The sequence below is a fragment of the Desulfosporosinus hippei DSM 8344 genome (assembly GCF_900100785.1).
GTDB classification, from domain to species: Bacteria; Bacillota; Desulfitobacteriia; order Desulfitobacteriales; family Desulfitobacteriaceae; genus Desulfosporosinus; species Desulfosporosinus hippei.
This window is the reverse complement of sequence record NZ_FNCP01000006.1, coordinates 147326-172270: the sequence shown is the minus strand read 5'-3', so window position 1 is coordinate 172270 and position 24945 is coordinate 147326. Positions and strand designations below refer to the sequence as shown.

Here is a 24945-nt window from a genome sequence, read left to right as displayed (position 1 = left end):
AGACGAATTACTTTCTAAATGTGTTGAGTTCGCTTTCCCGCTGCTTTCTCTAAGCGGTTCATCACCGCGCTCCCTAAGCCGCCTTCTTCAATACCTTCAACCAAAATTAAATCCATTTTCCTTTCATCACACAACCTTAATCCCTCAAACATATTCCTTGCCACTTCCGAAGGTTGATCTTTTGAACCTAGAACAAACAAAAGATCAGGATGCCGGTCATGCAAATAGGATGCACTTTCCAATGTACACAGTACTCCCACCTTCTTAAACCTGGAATGTCCTCTTATGATTTCTTGAACCATTCGTTGTACGACTCTTTCCCGCTGGCCGCTAACCAAAATTAATTCGCCCTGAGGCGCGTAATGCCTGTATTTCATTCCAGGGGCTCTGGGAGCTTGATTTTCGGAACAAGAGTCTGTATAAACGTCCCCTAATACCGCTTCTAACTGTTCCCTGGTAATCCCACCCGGACGAAGAATAGTGGGAACCTCCCCACTGACATCGAGCACTGTTGATTCCAACCCAACCTCACAGGCTCCTGCATCAAGAATTAGGGGTATCTTCCCTTTCATATCCCGCCAGACATGGCCGCCTCTAGTTGGACTAGGCTTCCCGGAAAGATTGGCACTAGGGGCGGCAATTGGGACTCCTGCCGCCTCTATTAAGCGTAGGGCAACCGGATGACTGGGCATACGAACAGCAACATTATCCAGGCCGGCAGTTACAATATCCGGGATTAAGCTGGTTTTCGGCAAGATTAAGGTTAATGGACCCGGCCAAAAATTCTTAACACATAACTCTGCTGAAGACGTCCAATTATTAACACAAGAGTTGGCCATAGAAAGACTGGAAACGTGCACAATTAACGGATTATCTTGAGGTCTTCCCTTTGCAGCAAAGATCTTAGCACATGCTGAAGCATCTAAAGCATTTGCTCCCAGCCCGTAAACTGTTTCTGTTGGAAAGGCTACCAACTCGCCTGCTCTTAGCCACTCCGCACCCTCTTTTATTAGTTCAGCTTCTGGATTGACTCTATCAACAGAAATTCTTTTTGTCTCCATTATCACTCACCTCGCCAAGATCACTCGATCACGTCCGGCCAAATCCGAAAAGACCTCTGTTTTAAAGCCATTTAACCGAAATAGCTTGCAAACAGCTTCTGCCTGATTCCAGCCAATCTCCATCAGTACTTTCCCTTGAGGATTCAATAAAGGGCGTATCTCATTAGCTAAACGCCGATAAAAATCCAATCCGTCCGCTCCACCTAAAAAGGCCATAACAGGCTCATGGAAAATCTCAGGTGCACACTGGCGATAGTCTTCTGCAGAAACATAAGGAGGGTTTGTAATCACATAGTCCCAACATTCTCCCCGGATGGAATCCACAAAGTCCCCTTGTCGCCATTGTACCGGAACCCCTAACTGTTTGGCATTTTGCTGCGCTACCTCTAATGCACCTGGGGAAAGATCAACTCCAAGCACCTCTGCAGACGGGAAAAAATGCGCTAAGGAAATTGCCAAGACGCCACTTCCAGTACAAAGATCTACAACTCTAACAGGGCGATCCAGCCCATTTTTATGATCTTGCCTTAGAATATCTAAACATTTCTCGACTAAAACCTCGCTGTCGGCACGGGGAATAAGTACTCTTTCATCAACAGAAAAAGAAAGCCCCATAAATTCTTGTCGACCTAAGATATACTGCAGCGGGACGTTCTCAGAACGTCGTTGTATGAGTTTCTGATAATGTTCCGACTCTTGCTCTGATAAAATTCGATCCCAATCCAAGTATAAACGATCTCTTGTTACCTTTAGAACCTCAGCTAATAACAAGTCTGCGTCAAAGCGAGAATTATCAATCCCTTTTTTTAAAAGTTCACTCTCGCCCCAACGCATTCCATCAATTACTTTCAAACCTGCAAACCCCTTACTCGATGTTCGAGACTCGATATTCGTAAGTTCGAATCTCATTTAACAATTACTGTATTTCTGCTTTTAGCCGTTCTGCCTGATCAGAAGAATTAAGGGCTTCAATAATCTCACCCAAATCTCCCGTCAAGATCGTATCCAAGCGGTGCAGCGTAAGGTTTATTCGATGATCCGTCACACGCCCTTGAGGAAAATTAAAGGTTCGTATTCTCTCACTTCGGTCTCCGGTACCTACTTGATTCTTGCGTTCAGAGGCTTGTTCACCCATGGCTTCTTCTTGTGCTTTTTCTAAAATGCGAGCACGTAAGACGCGTAAAGCTTTCTCTTTATTCTTAAGCTGTGATTTTTCATCCTGGCAAGAAGCAATAATTCCAGTCGGTATATGCGTAACACGAACCGCTGATTGTGTTGTATTTACACACTGTCCCCCCGGTCCACTGGAGCAATAAACATCAATACGCAGATCATTGGGGTTAATAGAGACTTCAACTTCCTCTGCTTCAGGAAGAACCGCTACTGTGGCTGTCGAAGTATGAATTCTCCCGGAAGATTCTGTGGCAGGAATCCGCTGAACACGATGTACGCCACTTTCAAATTTCAATTTACTGTAAGCCCCGTGCCCTTCTATCAGGAAAATAATCTCCTTATAGCCCCCAGCATCAGAATAACTCACACTGAGAACTTCAACCTTCCAGCCCTGACCTTCTGCATAGCGTGTGTACATACGATGCAGGTCACCTGCAAACAATGATGCCTCATCTCCTCCGGCTCCAGCGCGGATCTCCATAATGACATTTTTCTCATCCAAGGGATCCTTTGGCAAAAGTAGAATTCGAATTTGCTCTTCTAATTCCTCGGATTTTGATAATAAGTTTTCTTTTTCTTGCTCAGCCATCTCCTGCATTTCGGGATCCAACTTTTCTCGTAGCAGGGTCTCGGTCTCATCTAATTCCCGCTTCACTTCTTGATATTCCCTAAACACTGTGACGAGATTTGTCATCCCCGCCTGAGCTTTAGCATATTTTTGCCATTCACTCTGGTTAGAGATAATTTCCGGATCACTAAGGAGTTCTGTTAATTCATCATATTTCCGTTCAATTTCATAAAGTTTCTCTAACATTTTTACACCTCAAAAATTACGATAGTTCTTGACCTGAATCTAATACGCCCTTTAAAGCTGCTAGGGCAACTTCCAACTGAGCATCATCCGGTTCTCGTGTTGTTAATTTTTGTAATAACAAGCCAGGAACAATAAACCACTGCATCCAGGGAGACTCCAGATTTCGCGAGGAAAATTTTAAGACCTCGTAAGCAATCCCAGCCACCAAAGGCATGAGCAACATACGAGAAAGCAACCTCCACCACAAGGGATACAGTCCCACGAAAGCAAATACAAAAACACTTACAATAACAACTATAAGTAGAAAACTAGTCCCACAGCGCGGATGGAGTCTTGAAAAAGAGCGAGCATTTTCTATAGTAAGATCTTTCCCTGCTTCATACGTAAATATTGCTTTATGCTCTGCTCCATGATATTGGAAAACTCTTTGAATGTCTTTAAGTCGAGATATTAGAAGTATATACAAAAAGAAAATTACAAGTCTTATTGCTCCCTCTAAAAGATTCTGCCCTACCGCGCCAACAACCCTTGCTTGAAACAAGTGTGCTGCTCCCGTAGGCAATCCCACAAAAAGCAAAAGACCTAAGGCAAAGGCAACTCCTATTGTTAAGGCCATTTCCCAAAAGCCAAGTTCTTTTCCATCCTTTTCTTCTCCCATAGAACGATTGGCGGAAAATGTTAAGGAGCGAGTTCCAAGGACCAAGGAATCAACAAGCGCAACAAAACCTCGAATCAAGGGTAATTTCATGATCGATTTTGATGACCATGTATTGAGCTTACTGCGAGTAACTTCAATCTCTCCATTGGGCAGCCTTACCGCAATAGCACTCTCCTGGGGCCCGCGCATCATTACACCTTCGATGACCGCTTGCCCGCCATATTGAACCGGTCTGCTCATCCCTTCGTCCTCCTCTATTATATGGAGGCGCAGTGGGCGAAGTTCTGGGCTCGAAGGTAAACTATCGCCCTTCGCACCGCGTACTCGCGCATCACTTTAAGTAATTACGCAAAAAGCAGAGCTTGCGCTCTGCTTTTCCACCAGCAACGACCGCAGGCCGTTGTTTACATCCCATATTTCTTTTTAAACCGATCAACCCGTCCGCCAGCATCGACAAACCGCTGTACCCCGGTATAGAAGGGATGGCATTTTGAACAAATTTCCACTTTAATGTTCATTTTTGTACTTCCGGTTGGGATAACTTCTCCACAAGCACATGTAACAGTGGTTTGTTCATATTTTGGGTGAATTTTTTCTTTCATGTCTTCACCTTCTTTCCCATTTGGATCGAGGCGCTTTTTTGTCGCACCTTAAAAAACAATTTCCAGTCAACTCTTACTATTCTAGCACAAGGAGTATTAAACGGTCAAGGATTGTCTTTCTAAGTTTTAACAACCCTTCATCGCATAGCGTGGCTTTTTATCAAAACTATGCCTTGCTTCAATAAACCGAACTGTTCCGGTCTTACCGCGAGCCACAACAGTATGAGTCAGGGCACCCTTTGCAGTAAAGGTAACCCCCCGTACTAAAGGACCTTCTGTTATTCCTGTGGCAGCAAAAAAGACATCATCGCCCTTTACTAAATCATCCATTGTTAACAATTTATGAACATCCGTAATCCCCAGAGCCTTAGCGCGAGCTATATCTTCATCGTTTTCCGGCCATAAACGCCCTTGCATCTCTCCGCCAATACAGCGGAGGGCCGCCGCAGCGAGAACCCCTTCCGGGGCTCCACCGACCCCCATCATCATATCCACCCCAGTATCTTCAAAACCACAAGCCACCGCCGGAGATACATCTCCATCAGTAATGAGACGAATTCTCGCCCCACAAGCACGCACATCTTGAATCAGCTTGTGATGTCTTGGCCGATCCATAATTACAACCGTGATGTCCTCCATACTCTTACCTAATGCTTTTGCAACATTGGCAACATTCTCTGCTACTGGGGCATCAAGATTTATCCGACCAACCGCGGCAGGGCCAACAGCAATTTTATCCATATACATGTCCGGAGCATGAAGCAAGCAACCTTTCTTAGCAATTGCTACAACCGCTATTGCTCCGGCCATACCTTTGGCCACAATATTCGTTCCCTCGAGTGGGTCAACAGCCACGTCTAACTGAGGTTTTTCTCCGTTGCCAACTCGTTCTCCAATGTATAGCATCGGAGCTTCATCCATTTCTCCCTCTCCAATAACCACTGTCCCATCCATGTGAATAGTATCAAAAACCGCTCGCATCGCTTCCACTGCGGCGTTATCTGCAGCATCTTTATTTCCGAGACCTACCCAACGCGCCGAGGCTAAGGCCGCGGCCTCTGTTACTCTGGCAAATTCCATTGTAAGTTCTCTCTCCAATTTCAATTCCCCCTTAAATCTTAACCCAACCTTAAAGAATTATTCCATTGATTGTGAAACAGAATGAAACCACTTTTAAAAATCTCTATCTTATTGTGACACGCTTTTATTTGTTTTTCAACCAAGTTTCATAGGTACTCTATATAAACATAAAAATTTGGCATCACCTTATCCATTCAGATAGGCCAATGCCAATTTTATCTATAAAAGCAGTTCTATCGTTTTTTCCAATCCGCCAAAAACTTTTCGATGCCGGCATCTGTTAATGGATGCCGGAAAAGTTGCCTCAGTACCCCAAAAGGAACCGTTGCAAAATCCGCTCCTATTTTTGCCGATTCAGTCACATGGACTGGATTTCGTATACTCGCAGCAATAGTTTTGGTTGAGATGCCATGAGCCTGGTAGATCTCGCAGATATCCGCTAGCAGATTTAATCCGTTTTCCCCGATATCATCCAGCCGACCAAGAAAAGGACTAACATAGGATGCACCGGCCCTAGCTGCCAGTAAAGCTTGGTTAGCCGTAAAAATTAGTGTGACATTTGTTTTTATTCCCTCGCTGCTTAATACTTTTACAGTTTTGAGACCCTCTTCTGTCATCGGAATCTTAATTACAATGTTTGGATGAATAGCAGCCAGTACATGTGCTTCCTGCAACATCCCTTCATAATCAAGGGCTATTACTTCTGCACTAATCGGGCCATCAACAATCCCAATCACCGTGTTAAGAAGTTCATGGAAGTCCATTCCTTCTTTAGCAACTAAACTGGGATTTGTAGTAAGTCCCCCTATTACTCCCATATTCCAAGCTTGCTTAATTTCTTCGATATTTGCAGAGTCTAAGAAAAACTGCATTCAGCTACCTTCTTTCTAAAGTGCATTCTTTCTAGTGGTCGAGTTATGCCTTCCCAACGCTTCCAAAAATCCGAATTTTTTCTTGAATTATCTTTGTAGCCGCTTCTCGAGCAGGCCCTAACATTTTTCGAGGGTCAATTTCCTTCGGGTTTCCTTCAAGTGCTTGACGTGCAGCAAATACAAATGCTTCCCGGATATTCGTATCTATATTAACTTTACAAACACCTCGTGAAATAGCTTCCCGCAACGCGTCCTCTGGTACTCCTGAAGAACCGTGTAATACCAAGGGTGTGGAGACTCTTTCTCTAATCTGGGTTAAACGATCAAAATCAAGTTTGGGAGTACCTTTGTATTGCCCATGGGCTGTTCCTATAGCAATTGCCAAAGCATCTACTTGAGTTTTCTGTACAAAATACTCAGCTTCTTCAGGGTCAGTAAACAAGGCCTCCCGTTCACTAACCGTAATGTCATCCTCTGTCCCACCGATTTTCCCTAATTCTGCTTCAACCGAAATACCCAAATGCCGTACAGCTTCAATTACTTTGTTCGTTAAAGCAATATTATCTTCAAGAGGATGCTTGGATCCATCAATCATTACTGAAGAAAACCCATGGCGTGCGCATTGCATTACTTGAGCGAAACTTGTGCCATGATCTAAATGCAAAGCAATTGGCACACTTGCTTTTTCGGCTGCCAACTTGGTTAAAGTAGTAATGTATTCAATTCCCGCATATTTTATTGCACCTTGACTTGCTTGGATGATTACAGGGGCTTTTTCCGCCTCTGCAGCAGCCACTATCGCCTGGACGATCTCCATATTATTACAATTAAAGGCACCCACTGCATATTTTCCTTTTTGCGCCTTATCTAATAATTCGACCATCGATACTAACGCCATTTCTTTTCCTCCTCCATTGATCTCGAGACATGTTGACCCCTCAACGGACTATTGATAAGCCAAGTCTTATTCTCTTCCAAATAAACAGATTTTATTCCTTCAATTTGGCGGACATTATCTGAGCTATCCGCGTAAATAATTCCTACCGCTTCACAGCATTCACAATAAAGCTCGACACGGTCTGGCAACAGTTCAAAGGTTAACTGGTGATTGCCACAGGCACACCCTAAATCTCCTTGCCTAGCTAAGCTGCGAAGATAATCCAAAACCCAAAGCATTACTTCAGGATTTTCAAACTCTTCCTCATACCCTAACTCTAATGCCAATTCCCCAAGGGATTTTTCACGTTCACGACAAGCCTGTGTAACTTTTTGCTTTGATCCGATATAACCCACCGAAGCTCCCACATCAGGGCAAGTAAGAGGCAGAGCTTCTTTGCCCCAGATTGCATGATGGTTTAATTTTAAATAATGGGTCTCCCCACAGTAAGCACAAGCATAAGCGACGTTAAACTGTCTCCGATTTCTGCTGGTTACCGACATCAGTTGACGGCCACAACCACAATGGAGATTCTTACGTCCTTGCCGAGAAAATGCAAAGAGAGAGAGGGCATGAAATTCTAGCTCTCCACATTGGGAACACTGTATAGCTATCGTAGTATTTGTCGTTAGAATCATAATTCCCACCTCTTCCTACAGCTTATACTTCGTCATGCAAGAAGATTTTCCTGCCTTTTCTATAAAAGAAAACTAGGTCAGTCAGGAGGGAACCACTTTCTAAAGATTTAGGCGTTAATTAATATCTCTCTTACCCGTTCTCTCAATTCAAATAAATCAAAAGGCTTGCCCAGATAATGGAGAATTCCAAGTTCCTTAGCTTGCTCCATATTTTGAGCATCGCCATAGGCTGTCATCATAATCACGCCAACTTGACGGTCTAAAGAACGAATTTGCCTTAAAGTTTCAATCCCGTTCATCCCCGGCATCTTCATGTCCATTAAAATAAGGTTAGGCTTAAATGATTTCAATAATTCAACAGCCTCTTCTCCATTCGCAGCCATCTCAACCTCGTGCTGATCCTCTCGGAAGGTCTCAAAGAGTAGGCGACGCACACCAAGTTGGTCATCTACTACAAGAATCTTAGCCACTCCCCACATCCCTTTCCTTTATGAAGTCTAAAGTGAATATTCTGTATTTGTGGTTGAAAGTCCTTCTTCAATAGTTCGTTCTGACAAAATTCGTCCGCCTTGCTTATATTTTCTATGTATCCGTGGATTCGCTAATGTCCTTCGCAATGGAATTCTAACCTCATCTCCTAACGTACAAGCTTGCATTCCAACGTCAAGTACTGTAAGCTGCATTCCAATCTTCCCGGCAACTCGAACAGTCCGTCCCCCTAATTCTACTCGTTCTTGACCAAGAAAAATACCTATTAAGGCAGCAAAATTTTTTATGACTATTTTTATAAAATCCACCCATCCTTGGGGAACAAAATGGGGGGCTATTCCTAGTCCATCTGCATATCCCACCGGGATTACCGCCAGCTGAGTAGTTGACTTAGTACGATAGATGCTTTGATACCCCACATATGTCCCTTTGGGAACTTTTCGCAAATGAACAATTCGGCTCTTGGCAATCCATGGGTCTTTTAATGATAATTTCCCGCTATAGCCCGGACCTGGGTAATGCCCAATTAAAAGTGTTCCAATTCGGACAAAGTCCAGGTGCCACTCAGGATAATCTAGATAAGCAGCACTGTTACAAACATGTTTCCATTCAGGATTAATTCCCAATTCCTCCAAGCGAGCAACAAGGGCCTTAAAGGTGGCATATTGTTCCAAAGTATAGCGCTTATCCCTCTGGGCAGCCCGAGCAAAATGAGTATATACTCCCCTAACCTTTAAACAATCTGCACTCCCTAGTAATTTAGATAGCTCACTAAGCTCCTCTAACCGAAAGCCGGTTCTGCCCATACCTGTTTCCAATTTGAGCTGTACATGGGCAGCCTGGTACAGGCTGAGGCAGACCTCATTCAGTTTAGCAATTAGTGATAACTCTGTGATTGTTAGTTGTAATTGTGATTTAATGGCTTCCGGCCATTCTTCTTGGGTGGTCGGCCCAAGTACTAAAATGAGTCCCTTTATTCCACTTTTACGTAAGATTATCCCCTCTTCAACCTTGGTAACCGCGAAAGCTTCACATCCCACTTGCTCTAAGGCAAGCGCTACTTGTACTGCACCTAACCCATAGGCATCAGCCTTGACAACTGCCATACATCTTGCTTTAGGATGGAGGTGCTTAATTATTTCTTGATAATTATTTACTATGGCATCCAAGTCCACTTCGATCCATGTTCCAGACATGGTGTCATCTCCTCCGCACTCGCCGTAATTTAGCGATTACTCCCTTTAAAACATCGGAATAAAGCGGTTCCAAATGATTCCAGAGGAAATACGTAATAGGCCTGTACACTAAATCCCATTCTCCGATGAATTCTGTATACTCGCCATTAAACCCCTTCTTAAAGCGATAAAGGCCATAAAGGGGATTCTCTTCCGTCAAATGCCCGGGCACCCCTCGAAAATCATACAGCGTGCATCCTAATGACTTAGCCCAACGTATCATTTCCCATTGTATTAAGTAGTTAGGCATAACATTGCGATGGGCATTGGAGGAAGCCCCATATATATACCAAGCTTTATTTCCGATGACAAAGGCCAATGTACCCGAGATAATATTCCCTTCGTACTCAGCAATAAATAATTCTCCTAAGCCCACAGGAACCAAGGAATCATACAGGTCTTCAAAATAGGAATAAGCTCGCACCAAAAAACGGTCACGTTCAGTAGTCTCTTTGAGAACTCGATAAAAATCCGGCAAATCTTCACGAGTTCCTTTGCGGATTTGAACCCCTTTCTTCTGCGCCAAACGAATATTATACCGGGTTTTTTGCTGCATATTATTAAGAAGAGTCTGCTCCTCCGGGGAAATATCCAAACGAAACACATACTTTGGCTGAACTCCTTCAAAGCCCTTCCCACTCTCAGCCGACTTAAAACCTCTAGATATTAAGTACTGTTCTAACTCTTTTTCTGAAGATGGTAAATCCGGATCAACCTTTAAAAAAATCGCTCCCCGTTTTTTAGCTAATTTTTTAATTTCAGCTAAAACTAAATCAAACAACTCAACATTTTTCCAGTCGACTACCGGCCCCCTAGACGCATAAAAGATAGGAATTCCTACCAACGGAATCTTTCTTTCAAGTATTGAGATTGCTGCCACAATTTCATGGTTATTTTCAATAATTAATCGCCAAGGCTGCCATCCCGTCCTGCTTTTGATTTCTCCCCACTCCCAAGTTTGAAGCACGTGTCCTTTGGGGTGTTTTGCCAAAAACTCATTAAAGCGTGTATGCTCACTTTTATCGATCCACCTAGCAATATAGGTCATCGGTTCAATCCCCTTCCTCTAACCATTCTTCCCATGGTTCGATTCCTCTAATCAGCAAGCTATTATTAATAAAGAAAGCTCAGCCTCGCCCAACAGGCGACAGCCCAGCCCTGTTGCAATGATTCTGCCTTAGTATACAGGAAGCGCGAGGTTCTCAATAATGAACCTCGCGCTAATTCGCAAGCCATAACCTCCTAGGCTGGCAACTTTGTGCCTCAAGCAACGATTATTTGGTAAGCGTCGCCCGTATAAACTCCCTAAATAGCGGGTGTGCTCTATTCGGTCGTGATTTAAACTCCGGATGGAACTGAGAAGCGACAAACCAAGGATGATCGAGGAACTCTGAAATTTCAACTAACCGTCCATCAAGAGACGTTCCCGAAAACCTTAATCCTACCTTCTCCAACTCTGCTCGGAACTGGTTGTTAACCTCATACCGATGACGATGACGTTCATAAACAACTTGGTCTTGATAAGCTTGATAGGCCTTACTGCCCTCTACCAGTTTAGCAGGAGAAATTCCTAAGCGCATGGTGCCACCCTTGTCTTCGATGTCCTTTTGCTCCGGAAGAATATCAATGACTGGGTAAGGTGTATCTGCATCAAACTCTGTGCTGTTAGCTCGTTCCATACCGCACAGATTACGGGCGATTTCTATAATCGCTGTTTGCATTCCTAAGCAAATACCCAGAAAAGGAATTTTACCTTCTCTTGCGTAGCGAATCGCTTCAATTTTTCCCTCAATCCCTCGGTTTCCAAAACCTCCCGGAACCAGGATTCCATCCACGCCTGCTAAATACTTTTCAGCCGATTCTTCTTCAATGTTCTCAGAATCAATCCAACGAATTTTGATTTTAGCACCATGCTCAGTTCCCGCAGACCGCAAAGCTTCTGCTACGCTTAAATAAGCATCCGGAAGTGCAACATACTTACCTACAATTGCGATCTCGATCTCACGAGTTGGAGATTTAATCTTGTCAACCATATTTTTCCACTCGGTCATGTCGGCTGCAGGGGCTTCAAGACCTGCACTGCGCAGGACAATATCATCAAAGCCTTCCGCTTGAAGCATAAGGGGAACTTCGTAAATGGTTGAGGCATCCAGACACTGTACAACAGCTTCTAAATCCACGTCACAAAGCAACGCTAACTTTTCCTTCATCTCTTTGGAAAGGGCCTTTTCTGTTCGGCAAACAATTATTGAGGGCTGAATACCAATTCCACGCAGTTCTTTAACAGAGTGCTGAGTTGGTTTTGTCTTCAATTCACCAGACATAGCCAAGTATGGCACCAGGGTGACATGAATATAAATAACATTTTCTCGCCCAATGTCATTTTTCATTTGGCGGATAGCTTCCAGAAACGGCAAAGACTCAATGTCTCCAACGGTACCACCAATTTCAGTAATTACAAAGTCAGGATGACTCTCTCTAGCAACTCGATAAACCCGCTCTTTAATCTCATTGGTGATATGAGGAATAACTTGAACTGTTCCTCCTAAATAATCTCCTTTACGCTCTTTTCGTATAACCGACCAGTAGACCTTACCCGTTGTAACATTACTGTTCTTCGAGACCGGCACATCGATGAAGCGCTCATAGTGGCCTAGATCTAAATCTGTCTCTGCCCCATCATCCGTAACAAACACTTCACCGTGTTGGTACGGACTCATTGTCCCAGGGTCAATGTTAATATAGGGGTCAAACTTTTGAATTGCCACTTTAAAACCCCTATTTTTCAGAAGACAACCCAGGGATGCGGCAGCGATTCCTTTGCCAAGGGAAGACACCACTCCGCCAGTTACGAAAATAAATTTTGTCATGAGCTTTACCATTTCCTTTCAGAGCTTAAATGTTGGGCCAAAACACATAAATAAAGCTAGTTTCGCACTAGCTTTATTCTACCAGTCAATTGACTATGTTTATTTTGCATAAGTAGTCCAGCTATTCCCGATCAAGAATATTATCCTTACCCTTATTTTAGCTACACTTCTAAAGGATGTCAAGGTTGACCTGCATCCTTTAGAAGTGTCTTTATGATAATCTGACTACCACTTCTCTCCACGTTGACCTTCATCTGCTTCATCAAAAACTTCATCCGTTTCGGAAATATCCTCGTCCAAGGATTCATCCTCTAAATCCTCCGAGTCAGATTTATCGTCTTCATCCAAAGAACCTTTGTTTATCAGAGTTACCGCCGGTGCCCGACGAGACGTTTTTGCAGGCTCCCAAACCTTTAATCCCCATTCGCCCTTTCCGAGGAATGTAAATCTTGTGTCTAGATTAATCTGGGTGAGTGCCGCAGCTACCCTGATAGCCTCTTGAGAAATTCCTAAACGTTGAAGCACTTCTTCGATTAAGTTTTGATAATGCATCGGATTACCCTGGGTTTTCAGAACCTCATATGCTATATCTGCTTCCGTTGGTTTGTCTTTTCTACTTAAAGAGTGGGTCAAAAAACTCCACCGCCCTTCGTCGTTTTGAATATCACTATATTCGGCCCACCCCTAAATATTTCCTGCTAATCCCTGATCTAAACATTATAAATTTACATTCTTTCTGGGGCTGATACGCCTAGTATGTTTAATACATTGCCTACAATTTGCTTTACAGCTCTTACCAAGCTCAAACGTGCTCTTCGCAAAGCTTCATCTTCAACAAGTACGCGCTGACTATTATAAAAAGTATGAAAGAGTCCCGCTAAATCAAGGACATAACGAGCAAGTCTATGGGGTTCCATTAAACGTGCCGCGACGATGATTTCACTTGGGTAATCTGCCATCTTTTTCAGCAATTCCCGTTCCTCAGAGCTGTTTAGGCGCAAAAGCTCCTCTTCTGTAGGAGGAATATCCAAGGTGCCTAACTCATCAGCTTGGCGCAAAATACTGCATAAGCGGGCAAATGCATACTGAACATAATAAACCGGGTTATCCGATGACTGTGATTTAGCCAGATCCATATCAAACTCCACTGTAGAATCAGGATCCCTTAGAATAAAGAAGAACCGCGCGGCATCTTTTCCTACTTCGTCCATCAATTCCCGCAATGTAATGTACTGACCGGAACGTTTAGACATTTTTACTACTTCACCATTTTGGATAAGACGGACTAGTTGCATAAGAATTATTTGAAGATTTTCGGCATCATACCCTAAGGCAGACATGGCACCCTTCATTCGAGCCACATGCCCATGGTGATCCGCCCCCCAAATGTTGATGACTTTGTTAAACCCACGGTCAAACTTATTGCGATGATAAGCAATATCAGCAGCAAAATAAGTTGGGGAACCATTACTTCTAATGACTACCTCATCTTTTTCATCACCAAATTGTGTAGACTTAAGCCAGTGAGCGCCTTCCTTTTCGTAAATGTACCCCTTATTCTCTAGGTCTTCCATCGTTGAACGAACTGCTCCTGAATCATGCAGAGATTGTTCGTTAAACCAAACATCATAGGTGACTCCGAAATCCTCTAAGGTTTCTCTAATATTCCTCATTTTTTCGTCTAAGGCATAGCGAACCATCAACTCTCTTCTTAGTCCCGATTCAACTGATAAGTACTTATCCCCTACTTTAGCAATTAAACCCTTGATTGTGTCAATCAGGTCTTCACCGTGATAACCACCTTCCGGAAAAGGGACATCCTCACCGAGTTGCTGCAAATACCTGGATTCCAGGGATAAACCAAAATTATGTATTTGGTTTCCAGCATCATTGATATAGAATTCTCGGGTAACCTCGTACCCGGCCTTAGAAAGCAATGAAGCCAAACTGTCGCCCAAGGCTGCCCCTCGGGCATTACCCATATGCAGTAATCCTGTAGGGTTAGCGCTAACAAACTCTACTTGTAACTTTTGGCCCTTTCCAATATCCCCTTCTCCGTAACTTTCCCCAGCTTTTAACACCTCTGTAATAACCCCGGTGAGCCAGGCAGGGTTTAAGCGAAAGTTAATAAAACCAGCTCCTGCAATTTCAGAGGATTCTATCCATGTCCCGCTAGTTTCCATATGCTTAATAAGTGCAGCCGCAATATCTCGAGGGGAACGCTTTGCTTGCTTAGCCAACACCATAGCTAGATTCGAGGCCAAGTCTCCACGTTGCTTTTCTCTCGGTTCCTCTAAAACGAAACTTGGCAATTCCTCAAAATTCAATTCCCCAACTGCCTTGGCCTTATTTGCAGCTTCAACTAAATGGTTTGTAATCTTTGTCTTTATATTCTCGTAGAGACTCATTAAGGGATATCCTCCTTTACGTTTACCAAAAGACCATTGTGACTTACCAACTTATCATCGATAAAAAGGTCATATTCTAGACTAATACGTCCCCCATGGACTGTCAAGTCAGACTCTACTTTGTGGGGTAAGACGCTTAACCATAGTTTCCCATAACAGGTGGTATAAATACTGTTGTTAAGTATTCCCTTTCTAAATTCTTGGGTCAAATCCACGGCACCTTTGCGATTTAAGATAACCGCTCCTGCTTTTATCGTTATAAATGTTGTCACTTCACCTAGATCCGTAGTATTCTTTCCCTCTTCCTTATATACTACATAAAAAACTCCGTTTCGTTCATAAAACTTCCCAAAGGTCAGCAATTCCTGTTGATCTTCTTGCCCTTCCGGATATTTTTGTGTCCCTTTGATTTGAACCGATGCATTTTTTTGCATAGAAATCGCTCCTTCCTTATGAAAAGTCATGATGAATGAATTATAACGTATAATTTGTATAAGTGCCTATTCTCGTAAATTAATAAAAATCCTTTATTGTTTGTCAAGAAATTAAAAACAATTACATAACCCCTGGGATATCCTGTAGAAGAATGATTGCGAAAATCTTTTTAACTCCAATTAATTATATTGAAAGCACTAATTGCGAGAGGGAGATTTCCCTCTCGCTTATCATTGTTCAGTGGATATTTACTTAAGGTATTCTCCTCGAGGCGTCTTAATAATTCGTTGGATTTTCTCCTCAGCACCATTGGTTGCATTTAGATATATAAGGTATTCTTCCCCTTGATACCGACCTCGAAACTCATAACTATAAACTTCTTTATTCCCGCTTTTCGGAATAACGGCTAAACGACTCTCTAAAACCTGAAAATTCGGTCGCAATTTACGTACAGCCTGTTCCATTGTAAGTTTTGCTGGGAAAGTCCGTTCATGATGAAATGCATAATAGGGTGTGGCATCAAATCCTACTAGCTGACCATTGTCCAAAGCAATCATCAGGCGTACCTTGTCGGGGTAAATCCTTACCCCATTTTTTTCATAGACTGCATCAAATTGAACATATGAACCAAACTCTTCACTTGATGTTATCGCTACTTGTTGCCAATCTAAGGCTTGTAAAATAGCCTTCGCTTTGTTGGATGCATCTTCTACCCTGAGTGTCTTAGGTTCAATCGCTCTTTGATCACGATAGAGGACTATAGCCCCTCCTTGACGACTAACTTCCAGATAGGATTCTTTGTAATTGAAAATATAACAAGCAAGTTCAGTTTGGGATTCTCCCGAAAATTCGGGGGTTGCATCGCCATATCCAATTTTACTCAAGAAATCTCGGGCCTTTTCCAGGGCTTGATCTTTTGTCACTTCTCCCGCAGGGAGGCCCAATGGTTTTGCAACAACTCGAGTAGCATACTCCCCCGTATACGAAAACGGAGGAAGCTTTTGTAAGCTCGCATCTAGCTGATCAAGACCAGAGCTTACTGATTTAGAAGGAGCTTCCGAGCCATCCGCTGCAGCCTCTGCAACTTGAGTACCTAAGCCAAGCCGTTGCCTCCAGGATGGATCAGGATCTGTCCAAACTAACTTTTCTGTGTCCATTCTAAGAATTAAGTCTTGAACTTGTTGATTAACCGGCATCAGACGTTCATGCATATCTCTTAGAGTCGTTTCTTCTTCAGAAGTAATCGTCCCTCCCCCAGCAACTCTTTGAGCTAAAATCCGAGCAAACTCACCGGACTGTGTTAAGAATTGACCTACATAACTCAGTCCGGTCTGCTGGGCAGGGATTTGAGCGAAATCCTTAAGGGCCGCCTCACTTTTACTAGAGACTTGGCTTAAGTAAAGTATCTTTTGAGCAGGATTACTAGCCACATTTCCTTTGGCCAAATCTGTTTCCAATTGATCAAGATGACTTGCAAAATCGTTCAAAGCCCTTCGATTATTATTTTCTCCAGCAAGCCTATATTCTCCCGCTAAACGATATTCATTCCAACCCCAGCCCAGTGAGATTAACAAGGCTAATGTTATAGCACCGATCCAAAGTTTTCTGCGCATGCTTGTCCCCCTACTTCGTAAACATATGATTTCCGATTTGTTTAATCTGTGGCCTTGACCAAATGTATTTATTTGATGTTTTTGCCGGATTAAAAAAGAAGAGCGCTCCGCCGGAGGGGTCAGATCCGGTTACTGCTTCTTGTGCAGCACGCATCGCAGATGCTGAAGGAGGCAAATTGATTTGACCATCATCTACACTGGAAAAGGCTCTCGGTTGATAAACGATATCAGCAACTGTTTTTGGGAAGGCAGGATCCGCAATCCGGTTTAAGATTACTGCAGCTACAGCCACTTGGCCAATGTAAGGTTCTCCTCTTGCCTCAGCATTCACCGCTCGAGCCAATAGATTAGTGTCAATGTTCTTATAACCTACAGCCTTTCCTGATGCATTAGTGCTCTGCCCAGTTAAGCGCTTTAGTTCCTTTATAGTTTGTGTTCCAGCTAATCCATCGACTCTTAGCCCATGCTCCTTTTGAAAGCGTCGTATCGCTGCTTCAGTTTTGGATCCGTATTTTCCATCAACGGTTCCAACAGCATAACCTAACTGAACCAACTTCTTTTGTAATTCCGTTACTTCAGACCCCTTACTCCCTCTGCCTAGTAACCGATCGCCTAAAGCAGCATAGGCAAACCCAGACAGAGTTATGCTCAGTAATAATCCGATGGTTATAACCATCCTCCAATGCCTAATGTGTACTTTCATACCCTCACCTCACTTTGTTGATAGTCTTTAGTGTGGCAAAGTTCGGAAGAAATTATCCAGCTATAACCTATAAATGCCAATAATAATATTTTATTCAGATTCTAGGCGGTTACTATGAGCATTAGAAAACTTGACTAGCGCCAAGCCTCCGGCGCAGGCGGTAGCTTAGTTGCACTTATGCTTGGACGAAGACACTGTCTTCGCACGAATTAAATCTTCTTGCAGTATATAACGCAAGTTTATACTTTCTGACTGTATTAAAAAAGCAAATAGCCATAGGTGTTTAATAACCCATGACTATTTGTTCGATTGCCCTCTTTTTATGGACGAGATACCTTAAATGGCTGCAATGCTCTTGGTTTTCCCAGAACTTCCGCCCAAACAATTCCCCGTATGAGGTTCTTTTCTTCAAGAGAAAAAGTCAGACCCTTTGCAATTCTCTCTTTCTCGGGCATCCTATCCTCGAGGTTTTCCTCTCTATCACGGTAGGTTTCTACTTCATAATTTCCTTTGTAGCTGCTTGTTCCTTCAATCCCCTGGGTTCCTTCAACTCCTTGTGTACCCTCAACTCCTTGTGTCCCTTCAACTCCTTGTGTCCCTTCAGTTTGAACAAATCCATCCATAAAACTTCTTGCTTCAGTTACTTCTATGGATTCTGCCCGAACCGGCTCTTCTTCTAATTGACGTGAGCTTTGAGTAAATGCTTGTTGCATCTGTTCCTGCCAAGATCCCTTGGCTGGTTCCTTCAGAACCGCTCTTATACTCTTCGGCAATTGAGGGGGATGAGAGAAATTTCTCGGGGTTTGCTGCTTACCCTTCTTGATAAGTGAGCCAATTAGTTGAAAAATTACCCAAATGATAATTACAACAGTGAAGACCGACATGATTTCACCTACTTCTTGGTTGTGCTATCATTGCCTGAGTCAGATTTCCCCGCTTGAGCAATGGTTCCTCTCATTTGGGTATCCGAAATAATATTTTGCATATTGTAATAGTCCATAACACCTAGTTTACCGTCTCTTAAAGCTTGGGCCATAGCTTTTGGTACTTCAGATTCTGCTTCGACAACCTTTGCCCGCATTTCTTCAACTGATGCTCTCATTTCTTGTTCTTTAGCAACTGCCATAGCACGTCGTTCCTCGGCTTTTGCCTGAGCAATACGTTTGTCTGCTTCGGCCTGATCCATCTGGAGTTGTGCCCCAATATTCTTTCCTACATCAACATCCGCCATATCAATGGATAGGATTTCAAAAGCCGTTCCCGCATCAAGTCCCTTTGCCAAAACTGTTTGAGAAATCAGCTCCGGCCTTTCTAATACGGCTTTATGGGATTCGGATGAACCAATACTGGTTACGATACCTTCCCCAACCCGTGCAATAATTGTTTCTTCACCAGCACCACCGACAAGTCTATCGATATTAGCTCTTACTGTTACTTTTGCCCTAACTCTAAGTTCAATTCCGTTTTGAGCAACCGCAGATACAACAGGGGTCTCAATTACTTTTGGATTAACTGACATTTGAACAGCCTGCAGAACATCCCGTCCTGCTAAATCAATAGCTGCCGCACGTTCGAAGGGCAACGGAATAGCTGCTCGTTCCGCAGCAATTAAGGCGTTTACAACTCTATCAACATTACCACCTGCCAAGTAGTGTGCTTCAAGTTGATCTGTAGTAACCGTCAAGCCGGCTTTATGCCCTTTAATCATCGGACTTACAATTTTAGACGGGACTACTCTTCTTAACCGCATACCAATCAAATTGAAAATTCCAACATTAACCCCTGCCGCCAATGCGGATATCCAGAGCCCAACAGGGATGAAGGTTAAAATAACACTTAAGACAATAAAACCCAGAAAAAACATAGCCAGAGTTATATATAATGGATTCATTCATTGCCCGACCGCAGTCGAGCTTCACCTCCTTATAATTTTTCTTCCCGAACAATGATTCGAGATCCCTCGACTCCGATAATCTTAATAGTTGTTCCTAATCCTATAAAGCCCCCTTCCGTGACAACGTCTAACTTAACACCATTAAAATCGCCTGTTCCCGCTGGGCGTAATTGAGTTAGCGCTATCCCTACTTGACCCAGGTACATTTCATACTGAGGTTTTGGGGCAACATACCCTTCCTTTGATGTTTGACGAGTGCTTAAAGAAAACTTCTTCCACAATTTCTGTGTCCTGGGTGATTTAAAACTTAGGTAAATGATAATACCCAAAACGATCAGCGCCCCAGCAGTGAAAATTAACCCTTCTAAAAGAGAATCTGTCACTAAAAATATGCCCGAGATTAAAGCAGCTATCCCCAAAATACCACTGACTCCAAACCCTGGAATAACAAAAATTTCAATTGCCAACAAAGCGATTCCTAGTAGAATCAGCGCAATAACAATACTCTGCGACACTCCCTTCTCCTCCTTTCTGTTGGCTAAGCGTATATCCTCTATGTTTCTAAACTATTCAACCATCGCTTAGCAATTTGTTTATATAAATTGGCTCTCGCCAATAGATTTAGAATAACTAGCGTTGTCTCAACCTTTTCTCGGTCCTCCCCCGGCATTTCATCTTCGGCCAGTGTTTGCTGGACTTCTTTCTCTAATTCTCGAAGGGATTTCTCCCAGTCCATCTGGGTACAGTCAAAAGTTTCGCTGTAATACCGGTAAAGTTTAGTAGGATTTATTCTGTCATCCGAGGTATCTAAAAGGCTTTGATTAACATAACCAAGTAATTGAGAGACCTCTTCAAGGGATAGAATATCTCGCAAATCATTAATGAGCAGAATGTTCGCAACCTGTTCCCGGCTATACTTTCTTTTCAAGGGATTAGGAAGATACTTGCGTCTAACCCAATTTTGTACATGGGTAGGATTAATATCATTTTGGCTAACTCGCTTAGCCACTTCAACAACTTGCGCCAACATCATTGAATCTAATTCTAAATAGGGCAGAGCCTTTTGTTTCGGTTCTAAATCATTCAACACATTTCGAATTGCTTGCAAATGCTTTACATTCATTATCTCACCTACTTATGTTCTTTTTAATGCTCCAACGTCTTATTGATATTATTATATGATCATTTTGATCACTTGTCAATGTTATTTTAATCTTTATATGTTATTATCGTTTCCTCATCGAGAAGTTTTCGCACCCTCCTATATTACTACAACTCATCTCCGCCTCAGTGCTTTGACATTTATAATATCGAATGAGGCTAGCATTTCTCATTAAATATAGAATAAGGGCCCCACTTGAAAACTTGGTCATCTCGGAATTAATAAAACATAATTTGGAATTAAGTGCAGGGAATTCCTACATCATTGTAGAACAAAGAGACAATAATATAATTGGGAGATGGTGGATTATATGTTCTATGAAGGTAAAATTTTTCGTCCTCCAAGTGAGGCGAAAAGCGTTATTTTACAGATCTCTGTTGGGTGTAAACATAACGCCTGCACTTTTTGCACAATGTATAAGGACAAATCTTTTCGGATTAAATCACGAGCTGAAATCAAAGATATTCTTAGCGTTGCCCAGGCTCAGGAACCAGATGCAGAACGAGTTTTTTTGGCAGATGGAGATGCAATTGCCATTAATACTGACCTGCTGACTGAAATTCTTGATGAACTCTATCAAAAATTTCCTCATTTAAAGCGAGTTGGAATTTATGGCGGCCCTAAAGACATTCTTGCCAAGAGCTCAGAAGAATTAGCTGCCCTAAAGGCCCATGGCCTTAATATCGTCTATTTAGGCGTAGAAAGCGGGAATGAAAGTATTCTAAGGTCTGTTTGTAAGGGGGTCACCACTGACCAAATGATTGCTGCGGGACAAAGGGTTAGAGCAAGCGGTTTAACACTATCCTGCACAGTTATTACCGGTCTGGGAGGAAAGGCCCTTTCCCATGAACACGCCATTGATACCGCACATGTTATCAGCCAAATAGACCCTGAATATTTAGGTGCTCTTACGTTAATGTTAGAAGAAGATGCACCTCTTGCGAAGGCTATAAAAGATGGCTCCTTCCAAGTTCTCAGTCCCTTTGAATCTTTAAAAGAACTTAGAACTATGCTTGGGAATCTAAAAGTATCAAACTGTATCTTTCGGAGTAATCACGCCTCGAACTATCTGTCGCTTCGAGCTACGCTTCCTGATGACAGGGATGAATTATTACGGACTTTAGATAGTACCATTAATAATCATACAATAGAGAGCCTTCGTCCCGAATACTGGAGAGGGTTTTAAAATAAAAAGAAGCATAAATTGATATACTCAATTTTGCTTCTTTTTTTTAATAGAGTTACGCTAACATTTCCTTTTTAACCAACCTAAGCATCTCTCCAACCGCACATTTTGTAGAATGACCAGGTAAGGCAGTAGCTGTCTTTTCTCTCATTTTCTGAACTTCTTCAGGATAGGTCAGGAAATAATTTATCAACTGACTTACTTCCTCTTCAGTCTGAGCAACGATTCCCGCTCCTATCTTCTGAACAAAGTGTGCATTTTCTTCTTCTTGTCCGGGTATCGGCTTAAATATAAGAAGTGGTAAGCGCTTAGTTAGCGCTTCCGAAACCGTTAGTCCACCGGCTTTAGTAATTATCAGATCAGAGACCGCCATTAATTCTTCAACATTATGGACATATTTCAACCTCACTAGAGGGTTACACCCTTGAGCGCTAAGCTCTTTCAAGGATTCATATAGTTTTTCATTTTTCCCACACACAATTATAGCTTGAACGGGAACTTTAGAATCAACGAGTTTCTGGCAAATTCTATTTGCACTCTTTAAAATTCCATAGGATCCTCCCATTACTAAAAAGGTAGGTATCCCCGACTTTAAACCTAACTTAGAAAGTATTAACTCTCGGTTTACAGTTTCTTCAAATTTCGGACTTACTGGTATCCCGGTAACATGAATACTCTCTGCCTTTATCCCCCAGGCTTGTAAACTATTCTTAACTTCTCCACAGGCAACGATGTATCGATCAACACCGGGATGAACCCAATGACTGTGAACTGTATAGTCAGTAATTATCGTAACTACAGGAATCTGTAGAATCTTTTCATATCGTAATTGGGCTAATACGGATGAAACTGTTGGATAAGTACACACGATAAAGTCAGGTTTAAAGGTCTTAATATACTTCAGGAAATCGTTTCGTCCTAATTTATTTAAAAACTGTTGACTTATTGAGCGGGGCTGAACCATAGAGGTTTTGTAATAAAACCGTCCCCAAAGTTTCGGGATATGATTGATAATTTCACCATAGACACTCTTGATCATTGAATTAATGGGTTTACTTAGAAAATCACCAAAATCGAGGTGAGCAATTGTTGCGGAAGGTTCCTGAATACGTATCCCTTCAATAACAGCTTCCGCTGCCCGCAAATGTCCGTTTCCGAATGATGCGGAGAATACAAGAACCTTTAATTGTTTCAAAAGTTTACTACCTCCCTCTTTATAAGAGCTATTAACATGACGATATCACGACTTAGTGAACTTGTACAGCCAAGCCAAAATAAACCACTAAAAAGCAAGGAGTTCGGAGATATCTACAACCTAATACGTAGAATGGGAACTCCCAGAATTTAAGTCAAGTCTAGGGTAAAAAAATCTTGACAAATTCCCAAGGCTATAAGTTATATTATAGGGACATCCTTCGTAAAAGAAAAGAAGCTTGGCGAAGATAGATTATCTTAGTCAGACTTCCGAAAGGAAATTTCTTCTGCTTTAATAAAAGGAGCGTGAATTATGTCCCATAAAACAAATGCAGCCCGAATTTTAGACAAGAACAGAATACCCTATGAGCTAAAGGAATACGTGGTCGATGAATCAGATTTGTCAGCCGTTACTGTTGCTAATAAGGTCGGGCTAAGCATTGAGCAAGTCTATAAGACTTTAGTTGCCCGTGGTGATAAAACTGGTGTCATCGTTGCTTGTATCCAAGGTGATCATGAACTCTATCTCAAAGGGTTAGCCGCACTGAGCGGGAATAAGAAAGTTGAGATTGTCTCTCTAAAGGAGGTATTGCCTTTGACTGGTTATATACGTGGAGGCGTTTCCCCTATAGGAATGAAGAAGAGCTATCCTGTTTTCATTGATTCTTCTATGACAAATCAAGAAAAAGTGGCTGTAAGTGCAGGATTGCGAGGATTCCAGCTTTATCTTAATCCCCATGATCTAATTTCAATAACCAAGGCACATTTAGGCCCGATCTCAACAAAGCTATAATAAATTTACATATTTTTATAGCCATAAGACAACAAATCCTACTGGGTATATTTCCTGTAGGATTTGTGTCATTTTACCTGGCTATTTAGTTTATCACACTAATACATAGAATCTAAGATTAGTGAAATTATTTAGTCCTAATCTACCGCTTTCTAAATCACTCGCCGGGCTCCAACATAAACTGATTTCCAGTATGGCCCAATACTATAAATTGTAACTCCCTTTGAAGAGGAAGAATTAATGAATTGTCCGCCACCGATATAAATTCCGTCATGATCTACAACCCCATTTCCCGCAAACGAGAAGAATACTAAATCACCCGGCCGTAGATTCTCAAAGGACACATAGGTTCCCACAGTATATTGATCCCGGGATATCCGAGGCAAAGTAATTCCATTTTGTTTAAAAACATAATACACAAATCCGGAGCAGTCAAAACCCGTTGAAGGGGAAGTCCCCCCCCATTGATACTTAACTCCTATATACTGTTTTGCTGTACTTAGTATACTATCGACCTTGCTCTGTGTGGGAGTCTGAGTCGGAGAAGTCTGAGTTTGGGTCTGTTGTTTTTTGAAATAAACATTGTTTAAGGTTTTTGCTGTTATCGGACCAACAATTCCGTCAACAGTTAGCTTGTTCGCTTTTTGAAAGTTAATTACGCCTTGTTTGGTCAAGCTCCCGAAAACACCATCCGCCTTACCAACATTGTAGCCAACATAATTTAGTTTTGTCTGCAACTCCACAACATCGGGTCCTTTAGAACCTACTTTGAGTAAAACATCCCCAAGCGTTGCCATAGCAGTTGTTGGCAAAGAAAACATGAAACAAATTAAAAAGAACACAAGGATAATTTTCTTTTTCATTCTCTTCCTCCCTATTACTTTGTTAATTTTTGGGGACATTTGTTAGTGAAAAATCCACTTACTTTAATATCGGAATCCATAGGATAAGATTTCATCCTAAAAATCTGCCACAATTGAAAATTTTTTACATTGCTTGGGTTAAATTAATTTTATAAGAAATGATCCCTATCTACGTCTAAAAGGTCAAAACCATTGTTTGGGTTTCGACCTTTTAGCTAATCTCTTAATAAAATTTTGAAAAGGGAATGTTAGTTTATTTTTTTGG

Annotated in this window: 26 protein-coding genes; 2 read left to right on the top strand and 24 right to left on the bottom strand. The window is 42.2% G+C overall.

Annotated elements, in window-relative coordinates; all coding sequences use genetic code 11:
* Window positions 1-14 precede the first annotated feature (14 nt).
* From BLS16_RS07480 to BLS16_RS07375, 22 genes are all read right to left on the bottom strand, one after another.
* A complete protein-coding gene (locus tag BLS16_RS07480) occupies window positions 15-1061 on the bottom strand; it encodes an L-threonylcarbamoyladenylate synthase (RefSeq protein WP_092331812.1) in 1047 nt (348 codons plus the stop codon).
* Window positions 1062-1067: 6 nt separating this feature from the next.
* Complete coding sequence (gene prmC / locus BLS16_RS07475) at window positions 1068-1913, bottom strand: peptide chain release factor N(5)-glutamine methyltransferase (RefSeq protein ID WP_092331810.1); 846 nt, start codon at window positions 1911-1913, stop codon at window positions 1068-1070.
* Between the two features lie 64 nt (window positions 1914-1977).
* Window positions 1978-3048, bottom strand: a complete 1071-nt coding sequence (gene prfA, locus BLS16_RS07470; protein ID WP_034600832.1) for a peptide chain release factor 1 — start codon at window positions 3046-3048, stop codon at window positions 1978-1980.
* Window positions 3049-3064: 16 nt separating this feature from the next.
* Window positions 3065-3946: a DUF1385 domain-containing protein gene (locus tag BLS16_RS07465; RefSeq protein ID WP_092331807.1), complete on the bottom strand. Its 882-nt coding sequence runs from the start codon at window positions 3944-3946 to the stop codon at window positions 3065-3067.
* Window positions 3947-4110: 164 nt separating this feature from the next.
* A complete protein-coding gene (gene rpmE, locus BLS16_RS07460; RefSeq protein ID WP_014905285.1) occupies window positions 4111-4308 on the bottom strand; it encodes a 50S ribosomal protein L31 in 198 nt (65 codons plus the stop codon).
* Between the two features lie 126 nt (window positions 4309-4434).
* On the bottom strand, window positions 4435-5406 hold the full coding sequence (gene glpX / locus BLS16_RS07455) for a class II fructose-bisphosphatase (protein WP_034600834.1): 972 nt from the start codon (window positions 5404-5406) through the stop codon (window positions 4435-4437).
* 215 nt (window positions 5407-5621) lie between these two features.
* Window positions 5622-6260 carry a fructose-6-phosphate aldolase gene (gene fsa / locus BLS16_RS07450; RefSeq protein ID WP_092331804.1) on the bottom strand — a complete coding sequence of 213 codons (639 nt, stop codon included), beginning with the start codon at window positions 6258-6260 and terminating at the stop codon, window positions 5622-5624.
* Between the two features lie 43 nt (window positions 6261-6303).
* Window positions 6304-7158 carry a class II fructose-1,6-bisphosphate aldolase gene (locus BLS16_RS07445; protein ID WP_092331802.1) on the bottom strand — a complete coding sequence of 285 codons (855 nt, stop codon included), beginning with the start codon at window positions 7156-7158 and terminating at the stop codon, window positions 6304-6306.
* Window positions 7149-7835, bottom strand: a complete 687-nt coding sequence (locus BLS16_RS07440; RefSeq protein ID WP_014905289.1) for a hypothetical protein — start codon at window positions 7833-7835, stop codon at window positions 7149-7151. Before BLS16_RS07440 ends, BLS16_RS07445 begins: the two co-directional genes overlap by 10 nt.
* A 107-nt stretch (window positions 7836-7942) precedes the next feature.
* Window positions 7943-8314: a response regulator gene (locus tag BLS16_RS07435; protein ID WP_176786099.1), complete on the bottom strand. Its 372-nt coding sequence runs from the start codon at window positions 8312-8314 to the stop codon at window positions 7943-7945.
* Window positions 8315-8332: 18 nt separating this feature from the next.
* The gene (gene alr / locus BLS16_RS07430; RefSeq protein WP_092331799.1) at window positions 8333-9520 is read right to left on the bottom strand and encodes an alanine racemase; all 1188 of its coding nucleotides are present in this window, start codon (window positions 9518-9520) and stop codon (window positions 8333-8335) included.
* Between the two features lie 4 nt (window positions 9521-9524).
* Window positions 9525-10607, bottom strand: coding sequence for a lipid II:glycine glycyltransferase FemX (locus tag BLS16_RS07425; RefSeq protein WP_092331796.1), 1083 nt, complete (start codon window positions 10605-10607; stop codon window positions 9525-9527).
* Window positions 10608-10833: 226 nt separating this feature from the next.
* Entirely contained in the window at window positions 10834-12429 is a 1596-nt protein-coding gene (gene pyrG / locus BLS16_RS07420) for a CTP synthase (protein ID WP_092331794.1), read from the bottom strand.
* A 225-nt stretch (window positions 12430-12654) separates the two neighbouring features.
* Window positions 12655-13062, bottom strand: coding sequence for a DNA-directed RNA polymerase subunit delta (rpoE, locus tag BLS16_RS07415; RefSeq protein WP_034600842.1), 408 nt, complete (start codon window positions 13060-13062; stop codon window positions 12655-12657).
* Between the two features lie 92 nt (window positions 13063-13154).
* Window positions 13155-14837, bottom strand: a complete 1683-nt coding sequence (gene argS / locus BLS16_RS07410; RefSeq protein WP_092331791.1) for an arginine--tRNA ligase — start codon at window positions 14835-14837, stop codon at window positions 13155-13157.
* Window positions 14837-15271, bottom strand: coding sequence for a YwiB family protein (locus BLS16_RS07405; protein WP_092331789.1), 435 nt, complete (start codon window positions 15269-15271; stop codon window positions 14837-14839). The genes argS and BLS16_RS07405 overlap by 1 nt, the downstream gene beginning before the upstream one ends.
* 249 nt (window positions 15272-15520) lie before the next feature.
* Window positions 15521-16885, bottom strand: a complete 1365-nt coding sequence (locus BLS16_RS07400) for a PepSY1/2 domain-containing protein (protein WP_092331786.1) — start codon at window positions 16883-16885, stop codon at window positions 15521-15523.
* A 10-nt stretch (window positions 16886-16895) separates the two neighbouring features.
* Window positions 16896-17588, bottom strand: coding sequence for a spore cortex-lytic enzyme (sleB, locus tag BLS16_RS07395; protein ID WP_092331784.1), 693 nt, complete (start codon window positions 17586-17588; stop codon window positions 16896-16898).
* A 320-nt stretch (window positions 17589-17908) separates the two neighbouring features.
* Window positions 17909-18472, bottom strand: coding sequence for a hypothetical protein (locus BLS16_RS07390; protein WP_092331782.1), 564 nt, complete (start codon window positions 18470-18472; stop codon window positions 17909-17911).
* Window positions 18473-18480: 8 nt separating this feature from the next.
* Window positions 18481-19479 (bottom strand): flotillin-like protein FloA, encoded by a 999-nt coding sequence (gene floA, locus BLS16_RS07385; protein ID WP_092331780.1) that lies wholly within the window; start codon window positions 19477-19479, stop codon window positions 18481-18483.
* 32 nt (window positions 19480-19511) lie between these two features.
* Window positions 19512-19997: an NfeD family protein gene (locus tag BLS16_RS07380; RefSeq protein ID WP_092331778.1), complete on the bottom strand. Its 486-nt coding sequence runs from the start codon at window positions 19995-19997 to the stop codon at window positions 19512-19514.
* A 38-nt stretch (window positions 19998-20035) separates the two neighbouring features.
* Complete coding sequence (locus BLS16_RS07375; protein WP_092331775.1) at window positions 20036-20605, bottom strand: DUF1836 domain-containing protein; 570 nt, start codon at window positions 20603-20605, stop codon at window positions 20036-20038.
* A gap of 349 nt (window positions 20606-20954) precedes the next feature.
* On the opposite strand from BLS16_RS07375, the gene BLS16_RS07370 reads away from it, so the two are divergent.
* Window positions 20955-21830, top strand: a complete 876-nt coding sequence (locus BLS16_RS07370) for a radical SAM protein (protein WP_092331773.1) — start codon at window positions 20955-20957, stop codon at window positions 21828-21830.
* 55 nt (window positions 21831-21885) lie between these two features.
* Here BLS16_RS07370 and BLS16_RS07365 read toward each other — a convergent pair whose 3' ends face one another.
* Entirely contained in the window at window positions 21886-23025 is a 1140-nt protein-coding gene (locus BLS16_RS07365) for an MGDG synthase family glycosyltransferase (RefSeq protein ID WP_092331771.1), read from the bottom strand.
* Window positions 23026-23337: 312 nt separating this feature from the next.
* Between BLS16_RS07365 and ybaK the strand changes: the two genes are divergently transcribed.
* On the top strand, window positions 23338-23817 hold the full coding sequence (gene ybaK, locus BLS16_RS07360) for a Cys-tRNA(Pro) deacylase (protein WP_092331768.1): 480 nt from the start codon (window positions 23338-23340) through the stop codon (window positions 23815-23817).
* A 152-nt stretch (window positions 23818-23969) separates the two neighbouring features.
* On the opposite strand, the gene BLS16_RS07355 is transcribed toward ybaK, so the two are convergent.
* A complete protein-coding gene (locus BLS16_RS07355; protein WP_092331766.1) occupies window positions 23970-24680 on the bottom strand; it encodes a C40 family peptidase in 711 nt (236 codons plus the stop codon).
* Window positions 24681-24945: the final 265 nt, after the last annotated feature.

Coding starts and splice junctions, on each gene's coding strand:
- BLS16_RS07480 (WP_092331812.1), bottom strand. CDS start 1,061: ATGGAGACAAAAAGAATTTCTGTTGATAGAGTCAATCCAGAAGCTGAA.
- prfA (WP_034600832.1), bottom strand. CDS start 3,048: ATGTTAGAGAAACTTTATGAAATTGAACGGAAATATGATGAATTAACA.
- BLS16_RS07465 (WP_092331807.1), bottom strand. CDS start 3,946: ATGAGCAGACCGGTTCAATATGGCGGGCAAGCGGTCATCGAAGGTGTA.
- rpmE (WP_014905285.1), bottom strand. CDS start 4,308: ATGAAAGAAAAAATTCACCCAAAATATGAACAAACCACTGTTACATGT.
- fsa (WP_092331804.1), bottom strand. CDS start 6,260: ATGCAGTTTTTCTTAGACTCTGCAAATATCGAAGAAATTAAGCAAGCT.
- BLS16_RS07445 (WP_092331802.1), bottom strand. CDS start 7,158: ATGGCGTTAGTATCGATGGTCGAATTATTAGATAAGGCGCAAAAAGGA.
- BLS16_RS07440 (WP_014905289.1), bottom strand. CDS start 7,835: ATGATTCTAACGACAAATACTACGATAGCTATACAGTGTTCCCAATGT.
- BLS16_RS07435 (WP_176786099.1), bottom strand. CDS start 8,314: ATGTGGGGAGTGGCTAAGATTCTTGTAGTAGATGACCAACTTGGTGTG.
- alr (WP_092331799.1), bottom strand. CDS start 9,520: ATGTCTGGAACATGGATCGAAGTGGACTTGGATGCCATAGTAAATAAT.
- BLS16_RS07425 (WP_092331796.1), bottom strand. CDS start 10,607: ATGACCTATATTGCTAGGTGGATCGATAAAAGTGAGCATACACGCTTT.
- pyrG (WP_092331794.1), bottom strand. CDS start 12,429: ATGACAAAATTTATTTTCGTAACTGGCGGAGTGGTGTCTTCCCTTGGC.
- argS (WP_092331791.1), bottom strand. CDS start 14,837: ATGAGTCTCTACGAGAATATAAAGACAAAGATTACAAACCATTTAGTT.
- BLS16_RS07405 (WP_092331789.1), bottom strand. CDS start 15,271: ATGCAAAAAAATGCATCGGTTCAAATCAAAGGGACACAAAAATATCCG.
- BLS16_RS07400 (WP_092331786.1), bottom strand. CDS start 16,885: ATGCGCAGAAAACTTTGGATCGGTGCTATAACATTAGCCTTGTTAATC.
- sleB (WP_092331784.1), bottom strand. CDS start 17,588: ATGAAAGTACACATTAGGCATTGGAGGATGGTTATAACCATCGGATTA.
- BLS16_RS07390 (WP_092331782.1), bottom strand. CDS start 18,472: ATGTCGGTCTTCACTGTTGTAATTATCATTTGGGTAATTTTTCAACTA.
- floA (WP_092331780.1), bottom strand. CDS start 19,479: ATGAATCCATTATATATAACTCTGGCTATGTTTTTTCTGGGTTTTATT.
- BLS16_RS07375 (WP_092331775.1), bottom strand. CDS start 20,605: ATGAATGTAAAGCATTTGCAAGCAATTCGAAATGTGTTGAATGATTTA.
- BLS16_RS07370 (WP_092331773.1), top strand. CDS start 20,955: ATGTTCTATGAAGGTAAAATTTTTCGTCCTCCAAGTGAGGCGAAAAGC.
- ybaK (WP_092331768.1), top strand. CDS start 23,338: ATGTCCCATAAAACAAATGCAGCCCGAATTTTAGACAAGAACAGAATA.
- BLS16_RS07355 (WP_092331766.1), bottom strand. CDS start 24,680: ATGAAAAAGAAAATTATCCTTGTGTTCTTTTTAATTTGTTTCATGTTT.